10 protein-coding genes and 1 pseudogene are annotated in these 12,155 nt (G+C 66.8%); 3 read left to right on the top strand and 8 right to left on the bottom strand.

Annotated features, from left to right (window positions below; genetic code table 11):
- The first annotated feature begins 125 nt into the window (after positions 1 to 125).
- Entirely contained in the window at positions 126 to 899 is a 774-nt protein-coding gene (locus tag ABT070_RS36670; protein ID WP_351767226.1) for an SDR family NAD(P)-dependent oxidoreductase, read from the top strand.
- 443 nt (positions 900 to 1,342) lie between these two features.
- On the opposite strand, the gene ABT070_RS36660 is transcribed toward ABT070_RS36670, so the two are convergent.
- The 3 genes from ABT070_RS36660 to ABT070_RS36650 all read right to left on the bottom strand — a co-directional run bounded on the left by ABT070_RS36660 (position 1,343) and on the right by ABT070_RS36650 (position 4,819).
- Positions 1,343 to 3,391, bottom strand: a complete 2,049-nt coding sequence (locus ABT070_RS36660; protein ID WP_351767225.1) for an ATP-binding protein — start codon at positions 3,389 to 3,391, stop codon at positions 1,343 to 1,345.
- Positions 3,388 to 3,573, bottom strand: a complete 186-nt coding sequence (locus ABT070_RS36655) for a hypothetical protein (protein ID WP_351767224.1) — start codon at positions 3,571 to 3,573, stop codon at positions 3,388 to 3,390. Before ABT070_RS36655 ends, ABT070_RS36660 begins: the two co-directional genes overlap by 4 nt.
- Positions 3,574 to 3,823: 250 nt before the next feature.
- Positions 3,824 to 4,819: an SDR family NAD(P)-dependent oxidoreductase gene (locus ABT070_RS36650; protein WP_351767223.1), complete on the bottom strand. Its 996-nt coding sequence runs from the start codon at positions 4,817 to 4,819 to the stop codon at positions 3,824 to 3,826.
- A 47-nt stretch (positions 4,820 to 4,866) separates the two neighbouring features.
- Here ABT070_RS36650 and ABT070_RS36645 point away from each other — a divergent pair, with 47 nt between their 5' ends.
- Entirely contained in the window at positions 4,867 to 5,340 is a 474-nt protein-coding gene (locus tag ABT070_RS36645; protein ID WP_351767222.1) for a MarR family winged helix-turn-helix transcriptional regulator, read from the top strand.
- Between the two features lie 119 nt (positions 5,341 to 5,459).
- Here ABT070_RS36645 and ABT070_RS36640 read toward each other — a convergent pair whose 3' ends face one another.
- The 3 genes and pseudogenes from ABT070_RS36640 to ABT070_RS36630 all read right to left on the bottom strand — a co-directional run bounded on the left by ABT070_RS36640 (position 5,460) and on the right by ABT070_RS36630 (position 7,510).
- Positions 5,460 to 6,395: a Rossmann-fold NAD(P)-binding domain-containing protein gene (locus tag ABT070_RS36640; RefSeq protein WP_351767272.1), complete on the bottom strand. Its 936-nt coding sequence runs from the start codon at positions 6,393 to 6,395 to the stop codon at positions 5,460 to 5,462.
- Between the two features lie 426 nt (positions 6,396 to 6,821).
- Positions 6,822 to 6,872 (bottom strand): annotated as a pseudogene (locus tag ABT070_RS36635) (hypothetical protein); the annotation flags it as partial.
- A gap of 275 nt (positions 6,873 to 7,147) precedes the next feature.
- The gene (locus ABT070_RS36630; RefSeq protein ID WP_351767221.1) at positions 7,148 to 7,510 is read right to left on the bottom strand and encodes a peptidase inhibitor family I36 protein; all 363 of its coding nucleotides are present in this window, start codon (positions 7,508 to 7,510) and stop codon (positions 7,148 to 7,150) included.
- 299 nt (positions 7,511 to 7,809) lie between these two features.
- Between ABT070_RS36630 and ABT070_RS36625 the strand changes: the two genes are divergently transcribed.
- Complete coding sequence (locus ABT070_RS36625; RefSeq protein ID WP_351767220.1) at positions 7,810 to 9,339, top strand: monooxygenase; 1,530 nt, start codon at positions 7,810 to 7,812, stop codon at positions 9,337 to 9,339.
- A 27-nt stretch (positions 9,340 to 9,366) separates the two neighbouring features.
- Here ABT070_RS36625 and ABT070_RS36620 read toward each other — a convergent pair whose 3' ends face one another.
- Positions 9,367 to 10,074 carry a TetR/AcrR family transcriptional regulator gene (locus tag ABT070_RS36620; protein WP_351767219.1) on the bottom strand — a complete coding sequence of 236 codons (708 nt, stop codon included), beginning with the start codon at positions 10,072 to 10,074 and terminating at the stop codon, positions 9,367 to 9,369.
- Between the two features lie 883 nt (positions 10,075 to 10,957).
- Positions 10,958 to 12,155: FG-GAP repeat domain-containing protein (locus ABT070_RS36615; protein ID WP_351767218.1), on the bottom strand; the 1,198-nt coding region annotated here is incomplete at its 5' end.

Below are 12,155 nucleotides of genomic sequence, written 5' to 3'. Positions count from 1 at the left end.
CAGCGAGGTGACAGTCAAATGAGCAGAGTCTGGTCTGGTCGACGGTCACCCGGCCGCAGATCATCGCCGGAGTAAGGGCCACGCCCATGAAGGGAGTGGCCGAGCATGTTCGCAGAGGATCTTTCGTGACTGTCACAGGCAAGCGCATCATCGTGACGGGCGGCTCGCGGGGCATTTCCGCAGCCTCCGTAGCAGCCTTCACCCAAGCCGGGGCCCAGGTGGCCGTGCTCGGAGTGAGCGAGGAACCCGGCCGCCGGCTCGCAGAGAAGGCCTCGGCGGAGGGGCCCGGTACAGCGACCTACTACCGGGCCGACGTCGCCGACGTCGCCCGCACACGGCAGACACTCGATCTGGCCGTCCAGGCGATGGGCGGCTTGGACGCCCTCGTGAACGTGGCCGGCGTCGAAATGCACGCCCCGGCCGAGTCACTGAGCGAGGAGGACTGGGACCACGTCTTCGCGGTCAACGCGAAGGGCACGTTCTTCACCGCCCAGGCGGCACTCCCCCACCTCAAGGTGCACGGCGGCTGCGTCATCAACTTCGCCTCCGACGTAGCCCTGGTCCCCTACCCCAACGGTGCCCACTACTCCGCCGCCAAGGGTGCCGTCCACTCCCTCACCCGAACCCTGGCGGCGGAGTGGGGCGGATACGGCATCCGTGTCAACGCGGTGAACCCCATGATGTGGACCGACGGCTATGAGAACTACCGTGCCCGCATGAGCCCCGACGAACTGGCCGCGCACGACGCGCAGCAGGTCCACGTCATCCCCCTCGGAGGCAAGCTTGGAGACCCCTCCGGCGACCTGGCTCCGGTGCTGAAGTTCCTCGTCTCCGACGACGCACGCTTCATCACGGGACAGATCATTTCCGTCAACGGCGGAGCCGTACAGGTGCGGTGAGCGCCGATGTCGGACCAGCCGATGTGCCTCGAAGCGCGGTTGGGGCCGGTTTCGTCTCAGGCAGGCCGCAGGCGCCCGGCGAGCCAGGCCAGCTGAGCTGCTTCCTGCGTCGGGCCTCCCCCTTCGTGGTCGTTGAACGGGTAGATCTCGATGTGCTTGTCCTGGCCCTCGTAGCAGTAGTGTCGGCTCCTGGAAAACTGTTGTCCGTGCGGGCGGAAATCGCTGCCGCTCCGGATCTCATGGAACGCAGGTGTCGCGTGCACGCCGGGCGCTGCTATGTGACAGGAGAGAGCCGTTTCATTCGTGGCTCTCTCCTGTCACATCACAACACCCCTCGCCCATCGCCCTTTGGCCGCTGGCCGAGTCGGCCGCTACGCGGTACGTCCGGAAACATGCCTCGCACCGCGAAGGGCGCGTCCTCATGGTCAGCGTTCACGGCCGTGTCACCCCCGCATCTCAAGCTCCCACAGCCGATCCGACACCAGTTCCAGCCCTCGGGCGACGTGGCGGCGATACGTACTGAACGACACTGCCAGGCGCCGCGCAGCGTCCTCCTGTGTACGGGTGCGGTCCAAGAAGGTCACCTTCAGGGCAGCGTGCACGTCTACCGTGCGGGGGTTCCGGCTCAGGGCATCGATGGTGGAGGACAGAACAGACCTCAGCTCCCTGACCGGGTCGTCGCCCTCCCTCGTCGCGACCAGTCTGCTTCGCGCGAGCGGGGTGGTGGCGAATGCGCTGTCGTCGTGCCAGGAGCGCAACGCGTGGCGTACGGCGTCGCCGAAGTCGGCGCGGGACAGCACGAGGAGTGTCGCACCGGCATCCGATCGCTGCTTCTGTCCAGGCTGCAGGCGGTCCTTGATCCTCTCCAACCACTCGTCCACCCTGACGGCACGCCAGTCGTGACAGAACAGGGCGTACGAGCGACCGCCGACCTTGGCGTCCACGGGTGAGCGGGGGTGGTCGCAATAGTCCATCAGCGGCTGCCAGAAGTCGGGGTCCGCGAGGACAGTGGCGGTCCAGCCGCACCTCTCGGCGTGCAGGATCTCGGCGACGGTCCGTGCGTTCAGCAGATCCCAGGAACGCGAAGGGCGCTGATACGCCTCGGAGTTGATGAGGAATCTGGCTACGGCCACGTGTTCACCCGACCGCAGCGGGCCGTGCCGTGCGATGTGTTCCCACACCGCCGCGACAACCGGGTCGGCACTGTTCTCCGCGTCCTCGTCCAGGTGCAGGCGGAGCCAGCCCAGAAAGCCGATCAGCTCACCGGTGCCGGTGCGCCGGTGCACGTGGAAACCCTCAGGCTGCCGCCGCAGCCAGTGCTCGACCAAGAGCGCCGACTCCACCCCCTCCACCTGTTCCGTGATGCGCAGCAGTGCGTCCCTGTCCGCAGGTGTGTAGGGCGCCTCGAAGACGTCGGGCTCCGTCGGGTCGGAGAGGTACCGGCCGACCCAGTCGATCTTCGACTGCAGATGGTTGAAGGCCGCCGCGGCACGGAGCCCGTCGCTCCCTGTGACGGTGCGCGCCCGCTGGATCATGTGGGAGCGGATGGCGGCGTCCATGGCTGCGCGCTGCTCGGGGTTGCGCCAGCGCAGATCCGTTTCCAGGATGTCCCGCACCACGTCGTGCGGATAGAGCCCGTCCGAGCTCGCCTCGATGAACGGCAACTGCCGCAACCACGCGAACAGTTGAGGGCCCTCCTCCCCCAGTACCGCTTGAAGGAGTCCTTCCGTCGTGGTCAGTGCGTAGGCGCAGATCTCCAGTGCCCGCCGGTGAGCCGTGCTGGGCACCTCGCCGATCAACTCGGCCAGCAGCGTCTCCACGACTTCCGGTGTCGGTGCCCAGATGGCCGGGTCGGGGTTCGCCTCCGCGCGCAACGACACGGCGGCGGCCAGGCGGAGCGCAAGGGGGTGCCCGCCGGCGAAGGCATGCAGTGGTGCACGGCGTTCCCGCTCGACGCCTCGTCTCTCCAGGAGTGCCATCGCGTCGCCCGGCGCCAGGTCACGCAGAAGGAGGGTGCGTGTCAACTCTCCCCAGCCCAGGCCCACTTGCCATTGCGGTTCGAAGGGCAGTCTGCCCGCGAGCACGATCAGGGCGCCGCTGGGTAGTTGCGGCAGGTACGAATCTCGCAGCCAGCCCTGCATATCCTGCAGTCGCTCGAAAGTGTCCACGAACAGGACCGGGCGGGTCAGGGTCGCCGCCTCCGCTGCGGCTTCCGCGAACGCGTCGGGCCGGGGGACGATGTTTCTGGAGTCGAGCCACACGACGGGGCGCCCGGCTGCCCGGCTCAGTACCACACAGTGCTGCAGGAAGGTGGTCTTGCCGATGCCACCCGGCCCGTGCACCAGGAGAAGCACAGGCTCTCCCGGCCCCCCTCGCAGAGCGGCCCGGAAGAGAGTCGTCTCCTCGGCCCGGCCCACAAAGTTGCGGCTGTGAGCACTGTCCAGCCGATCGGCCATCCGCTCGCCGGCACTCTCGTCGTTCGCCTCACTCATGCCGCGCCTGTTCCAACGGCGATGCACACATACCGAAGGGCCATTGGTGAAGCGGCGGTCTTTCCGGCGTCCACCTGGCGTCCCACGGCGATCACTTGCAGCGGACGGACCATGGCACCGAGGCCGCAGGAGACGTAGGGGATGCACCCCAGGCCGTGGGCCGAGTGGGCGAGTTCCTTCATGACCGTAAGGTACGCGAGATCACAGCAAGGCAAAGAGCGCCGGTACGGACCTTTGGCCTTCCGCGCTGCAGAGCTGAGCAAGGACGTCTACCACGATTCACCCGCGCACTCAGCAGTCAGATGCCTTGCATGGCTTCCACGCCTCCTGGCTCTCGCCGCTGATCGGCGTGCCGGCCGGCCAGCACGGGCTGGCCCCGGCGAGCGGGTCGGCCGACCACCTTGCCGACCTCGACGGGGGGGGTGACGTGGCTCAGGACATGGCATCCATGTGCGCCGCGCCCGGCACCCGGAAAGTGACTCCCGTGAGTCGTTCGGAGTCGGCCCACAGACGCTCGCCCGTGGCCCGGTCACGGTTGCGCGCCGCACCTTCGACGAGGCTGGGCATTCCCGTGACGCGCTTGTGCGGGCCCCAGTACTGACCGCCTTCGACGGCGGGGTCCGTCGCCGCCCGCACGGCGGACCATGCGCTGAGGTCCTTGCCCTGACCCACCCATGCGAACAGAGGCTCCCTGAACCGTTCGAAGCGCCGGTGGACATGGACGCCCGGGCGGTCCGGGCTGAGCGAGTCGTGCCCCATTCCGGGGTGCGTGATGACGGCCTTGACCGGCGAGCGCGCGGCACGCAGCCGCCGGTCGAGCTCGTAGGAGAACAGTTCGACGGCGGATTTGGCCCGGGCGTAGGCCAGGACCGCGTTGCGGGCGGGCGACTCCAGATCGTCGACCGGCGTATTGAAGCGCTTGGCCATCATGCTGCTCGTGGTCACGATGCGGCTGCCCGGCGTGAGCTGCAGAACGGGAAGCACGAGCGCCGTGAGGGCGAAGTTGCCCAGGTGGGAGACGCCCATGATCAGTTCGTGCCCGTCCGCGGTCAGCTCGCCCTTGCCGGGCGGCGACATGACTCCCGCGTTCTCGATGAGCGCGTCGATGCGCGGCAGTCGTGCGAGGTCGTCAGCCGCCTTTCGCACCTCGTCGATCGAGTTGAGGTCGAGGTGCAGGTATCCCAGAGAAGCCCCTGGCACTTCGTGGCGGATCGCGGACTGAGCCGCTGCCGCCTTCTTCGCGTTGCGTGAGGCGATGACGACATAGGCGCCCGCACGGGCGAGATGTTCGCTGATGAAGTAGCCGATGCCCGCGTTGCCGCCCGTCACGACGAAGGTCCGACCGGTCTGGTCGGGCACATCGGCAGGGGTCCAGCCATCGGGGGACTGCTTGGAGGTGGTCATAGAATGAAGATACCAGCAAATCATTTAGCTACTCAACTATAGAATCCTTCACTTAAAGAGACGAGGGTCACGTGGCGACACACGCCGACGATCAAGACTCATCCGCGGAGCTGATGCGCCGACTGGCCATCGCCTTCGCGGCCGGTTCACGGACCGTGGCCGCGAGCATGGAGGACGTGGTGCGCGCCACCGGGCTGACCTTTCCTCTTGCCGAGCTGATGTGGCATCTCGTTCCGGGGCAGCAACCACCTGCGATGAAGGACTTGGCCACCGCCATGCACTGCGATCGCTCAAACGTGACCCCGCTGGTCGAGCGCCTCGTCAAAGCCGGACTCGCGGAACGGCGGGAGGACCCACAGGACCGGCGCTCCAAGACAGTGCATCTCACGCCCGACGGCGAGAAGAAGCGGCAGGAACTCATGACCTACCTCGTCGAACGGTCGATCTTCGCTTCGCTCTCAGCCACCCAGCTGAGTTCTCTCGTGGAGCTGCTGGAGCGTCTCGCCCCCCAGGGCGGCGCCGGCCGGGCAGAGCCTCACACCTGACCGAGGGGCCGTGCACCGAGGGGGCCGTGCCATGAACGCGGTACGTGAAGGTGCCCGCGTCGGGACGACAGCCCGGCGCGGGCAGAGCGGGCAGGCTCGGACCGAGTGACTCGGGCGCCTCAGTGAGAGTCCAGGGCGGCGAGCAACTCCTCACGTGTGGGCCCGGGGTCGCTGTAGCGCGGTGCGTCCGCTCCCAGTTCCATCGCACGCGACATGAGATCCGCGTCTCCGAACGCCTCTTGCGTGGTGGACAGGCCGCAGCCGACGGCCGCCATGGCGCGGAGGATCCTGCCGTCCTTCCAGCGGGCAGTGTCCAGTGCGACGCGAAAGAGCCACTGCGGATCGGTGGACCGGTGGGTCTGCCCCTTGATCGAGGCGTCCACCTCGGCGAGCCGTTCCCGGTCCCACTGCGCGAGACCGGCGAGCACCGGCGAGATCTTCGCTTCGGTTTCCGCGGCGAAGTGCAGCGCGAGTTCGTCCGGCCGACGGAGCGGAACGGCCAGCAGGGAGTCCCGGAGCAGCACGGCCTGGCGGAATCCCAGCGTCATGCCGAGACCGAACTGCGGGTTGCTGGTGGCGGAGGCGTCTCCCACCGGGACCAGACCGGTCACGACCGGCCGCCCGTCCCGTACATAGCGCCGGTGCGAGGTGGCGGTGCTCCCCATCGCGAGGACACCGTCCACGGGCTCGCCGTCCATCCAGTGACCCACCCGGGGATACAGGGCGGCCACGCGTCGCCATGCGTCCCGCTGGCCGAGCACGCGCAACTCCTGGTCCCGCTGGGACGTCACGAGGGTGAGAGACCATGTGTCGTTGTCGCCGGGCAGTGCCACCACGGACAGGCTGTCGTGGTGGTAGACCGGCCACGAGGTCGGCGGGGGGACCGATCCGGCGGGCGAGCGGAAGTGCTGTGTGTAGTAGCGGAACCCCGCATCGGCCCTCTCGGAGATCACGCGCACCCCGCAGTCCGCCAGCAGGGCCGGGACCCGGGTGGACCGCCCCGAGGCATCGACGACCAGATCCGCGGACAGCGTCCGTCCGTCAGCGGTGGTCACGCCTGCTACGTGCGGAATCACACCGTGCGACTCCATGCTCGGCACCAGTGCGGTGACCGCGTGGCCGGGGCCGCGGAGTACGGTCACGCCTGGTATTTCTTGGACCGTGGTGTTCAGGGCTGCTTCCAGAAGGAATCGGCGGGCAGCGATGGTTTCGAAGCGGTCGTCGTCCGGCTGACGGAATCCCGCATTTCCGATGCCCCATGTCCCGCCGATGACGTTGTGCGGCCGACCGCCGAGCTCGCGCAGCACATCCAGCGTCGTCGGGGTCTCATCACGCAGGATGAACGCGCCACCCGGCATCAGGCAGTGCGCCAGGCCGGACTGTGCGACCCCAGGGCGTCGACCCGGCTGCGGCGGCGCCGCATCGGTACGGGCGGTGTCACCGGGATCGCGGTCGAGAACCGTAACGCGCATTCCTTGTTTCGCGAGGAGCGCCGCGGTCAGCAGACCCGTCGGTCCCGCGCCGATAACCACAATGTGAGGCACTTGTAACTCCGTGGGGTGGACGTCTCGTGCCCACCACAGTGCGAGGTGACCATAGCCAGAACCAGGTCAGACAGTGCTCATGATGCGGGTGGATCTCCTGGCGGGGCCTTTCGCTCCGCGCAACGCCCTACGGAACGCCCTGCGGAACGCCTGAATGCAGGCCACCAAAGGTGACCTGCATCGGTGTCAGAGTCCATGCCCAGGCATCTCGCCCCGGGGATCCCGCCCCGGAGCCGTCAGCTCGTCAGGGCGTGCGGGCTCTCTCAGCGGAAGTGCTTGAAGCCGGTCAGCCTGTCGTTGAACGACTCCATCGCAGCAGACGAGGAGTTGGGGAACACGCACGCGAAAGGCACGCCCTGGAAGTTGCCGTGCTCACACAGGCACACCAGGTGATCGGTACGGTTCCAGAAGGAAGTCGTCCGGTCGTTCATCGCGCTGCCAACGTTGGGCTTGTCGTACTGACTCGAGGCGAACATGCCCTGATAGCTGGAGTGTTCCCAGATACAGAACTGTCCGGCCTTGCACTGACTGAAGTCAGCCTGCGCGGTACCGGCGTTGAGCGTAGCAAGCGCTCCAACCAGCACAGACGCCGTCACCAGAGTGCGGGCGAGCCGTCTGCGAATCATCTTCGTCTTCTCCTGTCCGGCGACGCCGGCACACCAAGCGGTGCCGGTCGCAGCACCGGTCTGAATCGGGAATGTACGCGCGCGGTGGGACGAGCAGTCCGCCCGGTCCACCCCGCGCCGTCAGGAAGTGACCGCGCCGAGGCGTCACCGCCACAGACCATTCGCTGGTCAGTCCTTACTCATCTCCGTTCTGCCCAACTGACGGGCCGGAAAGGGCCCTGCGGAATGCTGCCCGTGCGCCGGAGCCCCGCGATGCCGTTATAGTGAACATCGTTCACTAAATGCGAGAGGCACCTGAAATGGACACTGACGTCATCGTCGTGGGCGCGGGCCCGACCGGTTTGATGCTTGCCTGCGAGCTGGCGCTGGCAGGCACCCGGACACGGATCGTAGAGCGCCGCACCGAACCACAACGGGACTCCCGCGCGCTGACCCTGCATCCGCGCAGCGTGGAACTGATGGATCTGCGGGGCCTGGCGCCGCGCTTCCTGGCCCTCGGCCGGACCCTGCCCGGCTGGCACTTCGCTGCCCTCGACACCAGGCTGGACTTCGCCGCGCTGGACAGCCGCCATGGCTACACCCTGTTCCTGGCCCAGGCGCGCACCGAGGCGCTGCTGGAGGAGCGCGCACGCGAACTCGGTGTCACGATCAATCGCGGGTACGAGACCGTCGGCCTGAGCCAGGACGACGACGGCGTCGACATGATCGTTCGAGCACCTGACGGAAGCGTCGAGACCATACGGGCCCGCTACGCGGTGGGGTGTGACGGCGGGCGCAGCTTCGTACGGCAGGCGGCGGGAATCGACTTCCCCGGAACCGACGAATCCCTGACCGGTGTCCTCGGCGACTTCGCGGTCACCAGCCCGGATCCTGCCGCTCTCGCCTCGGCCCGCGATCGCGGTGTGCTCGTGGTCCCGCTGGAGGGCGGAGTGACTCGCATCGTCTACATGGATCCGGAGCGGCTGCGCGTGCCCGCCGGTGAGCCGGTGACTCTGGAGGAATTCCGTACGTCACTGATCCGGATCGCCGGCTCCGACTGCGGGGTCGCCGAGCCTCAGTGGATGTCACGCTTCGGCAATGCCACCCGGCTCGCCGAGCGTTACCGTGCGGGGCGCCTGCTGCTGGCAGGGGACGCCGCCCATATCCACTTCCCCGCAGCGGGCCAGGGGCTGAACACCGGCTTGCAGGACGCCATGAACCTGGGCTGGAAGCTGGCCGCGGTGATCGGCGGATGGGCACCGCTCGGGCTCCTGGACACCTACGACAGCGAGCGCCGCCCGGTGGGCCAGGCCGTCACCGAGAACACAGAGGTCCAGACGCTGCTGGCAGAACTCACCCTCGTACCCCAGTATCAGCGGCCCGCAGCTGCCCTGCGCAAACTCCTGGATCAGCTGCTGGGCCTGCCGGAGGTCAACCGCCTTGTCGCCGGGCAGGTTTCGGCCCTCGACACCGTCTACCCTTCCGCTCACGCCGACGCAGACCCGCTGGAAGGGCGGCGCATGCCCGACATCGATCTCAGCGTGGTCGGCTCGGACGCGACACGGGCCTACGACCTGTTCCCTTCCGGGCACTTCGTACTGCTCGACTTCACCGGAGGAGTCAATCCGGCGCAGACCATCACCTCGGGCTGGGGCTCACATCTCGACACCTTCACCGTCAGTCACTACGACAAGCACGCCGACCTCGACGGCGTGACCGAGGTCCTCGTCCGACCCGACGGACACATTGCCTGGACCACCCGTTGCACCGACCTCCAGGTCCGGCGCACCGAGCGCACGCGTGCACTGACCACCTGGGCAGGCACCCCCGCAGCAGGTGCCGGCTCATGACAGTGCTCCGCACCGAACCGCTCTCCCCTACGAAGGCTGGTCTGCGCCGTTCACCTTCTCCGCCTTGCGATCCAGCGTCTCCAGTCCACGGATGAGCAGGCGCAGGCCAAACTCGAAATGGGCCTCGTAATCGGTGCTGGTCAGCATGTTGAGACCCGCCGCCAGGTTGGGAAACCTGCCCGCCGCCACGGCCTCGGACAAGCGACGGATCTCAGCGGATTCGGAAGGTTCCACCTGAAGCACGGCCTGCTCCTCGAGGGTGTGCCCCAGAGTGAAGTTGGCCAATGCCAGAAGGGCCCGAACCGCATCGTCGTCAGCGAACCCCGCTTCCCGCAGCACTTCCGTCACCGCTTCGGAAAATCCGAGAGTGTTCACACCGGTCGAATGGGTGCCAGCGAATACGCGAGCACCGTCGCGGCGGGCCAGCAGGGCGGCACGCAAGCCATGCGCGAGGTCAGCCAGCCGTCCCTGCCAGCCCCCCGCCGCTCCCGGAGGTACAGCGGCGGATGTCGGCACGTCAGCCAGCATGTACTCCGCCATCGCGGTCAGCAGGTCCTGCTTCGTCGCGAAGTACCGGTACAGAGCACCGGCCCGCGCGCCTACGGCATCGGCCAGCCGTCGCATGGTCAACGCATCGAGACCGTGCGCGTCGAGAAGGTCCAGAGCCGTCTCGACGGTTCTCGTTGCGTCCAGGCGGGCGGGACGCCCTCGTGCGGGCGTCGACGGAGTATCCATGCCCGACACTGTAGTGAACGGCGTTCAGTAAAAGCAGCACCAGCAGCTCGTCACCGCCGCCTGAGCTCACTGTGCCCGGACCGACACGCGACCGTGGAGTGACGGCGACTTGATCACAGCCTAGCCCTTGGCCTCCCCCGTGCTCTGAGGTCTCCTCAAGTCGCTCGAGGGGTAGCGCGTCATAAGCAAGAACTCCCATCCCGTCCAACGCCGATGATGCAAACAAGGCGATCCCAAACGTGGAGACCCTTGCGATCAGCTACATCCCCCGCACCAAGCCCGATTGTGTGCGACTTCGGTCAGCCCTACCAGGACGATCGCTTCCTCGACCCTGCGGCGCGGGATACCAATGGTGACGGCCATCCCTCGCAGGTGGTTGACAACGGAGCGCTGCTGAAGGAAGGACTGTGTTCCCAGCAGGCAACCAAGCTCGTACATCGGCGCCCGGCGTTCGGCGTAGAGACAGTCGTGAACGGTCGCGGTCGCAGAGCTGGGCCGATCAAGGCCGAGGACCAGGACCAGGACCAGGACCAGGAGCATGGTGGTGGACTTGCAGGTTCCGTTGGGAACGGGGAACCCGGTGACGATTCCCGGTCTGACCGAAAGGTATGTGAATCGACGGCGTCCTGCCGTCGAGGCACTTCGTCAGGTGAATCTACTCGTCAGGCAAGTACCACCAACGGACAGACAGGCATTGTCGGCGATACCGGCCGGCAACAGGATCCCTATCCACCCCACCACCAGTCTCCTTCGCCCCTGTATTGCGTATCCTGCGGAACAAGAGACGCCCAAGCAACTGACGGTAAAGGGCCCCACCGCGAACAGTGAGGCCCCGGCCACTACTGCGTTGTGCGGCTCAGTCGATGACGGTTTGCGGCGGTCATCAGCCGCGGTCGTTATGGAAGGACGTGACCGATCCATCGGCAGCTACAACGAGGTATTCGGCGCGGCCGTCTCCGTCAAGGTCGCTAAACTGGACTTGGCTGCCCGTTCCTCGGCCTGCCGACACGATTACTCCCGAGTCGATCCACTCAGCATTGGCGGTCGAGTTATTCTGCTCGAGGTAGACGGAACCGTTGGCTTCGATGACGAGGTAGTCGGCCCGCAGGTCATTGTTGATGTCGGCCAACAGGTGCCGCGCCCCGGCGTTGTTCTGCCGAGCCGCATAAATCACGCCTCTGTCGATCCAGGTAGCCTGACTTGGGTTCTTGTCGTTGTTGATCCAAGCCTTCGTCTCGCCGTTCTGGTCGTTGACGGAAAGGTAGTCGGCCCATCCGTCCCCGTTGATGTCGGCGAACTGGGTGCGCTCACCGTGACCGACTGCCGAAGCGATCTGACCAATGGTTGTCCATTTGGGATCACCGTCACTGCCTGCGGTATTGGTCCACGCCTTGGTAGATCCGTCAACCCCGACGAGGAAGTAGTCAGCGCGGCGGTCGTTGTTCCAGTCTGCGAGGCGGACCTGGGTCGCGGTGCCACCGAATCCGTCGGCGACCTTCCCACGGTAGGACCATGTGATCGCTCCGTTGGCGCCCTTGGTGTTGCGCCAACTGTAGAGGGATCCGTCGCTGCCGACGAGGTTGTAGTCGGAGCGGCCGTCTCCGTTGAGGTCAGCGAACAGGACGGCTGAGCCGGGCTGGGCGACGTTCCCTGAGGCCCACTGCCCGTAGTCCGTCCAGTGCGGGTTCCCGCCATTGACGTCGTTGTTCAGCCACGCCTTCACCGACCCGTCGGTGTTGATCGCGAGGTAGTCCTCGTAGCCGTCACCGTTGATGTCTTCGAACCGCACCTGGCTCGCCTTGGTTACGCCGGTGGCGGAAGCCCACTGCCCGTAGTCAGTCCAACGGGGACTTCCGCCGGACTTGTCGTTGTTGATGTAGGCATGCACCGAGCCGTCGTTCGCCACGGCGAGGTAGTCCGCGTAGCGGTCGTTGTTGATGTCGGCGATGCGGACCTGGTCGGCGCTGGTTACGCCGGTGGCAGAGGCCCACTGCCCGTAGTCAGTCCAACGGGGACTTCCGCCGGACTTGTCGTTGTTGATGTAGGCATGCACCGAGCCGTCGTTCGCCACGGCGAGGTAG

The organism is Streptomyces sp. NPDC002884, from assembly GCF_040295245.1.
In the GTDB taxonomy this organism is placed as follows: Bacteria; Actinomycetota; Actinomycetes; order Streptomycetales; family Streptomycetaceae; genus Streptomyces.
This window is presented reverse-complemented; position numbering and strand designations above follow the sequence as displayed.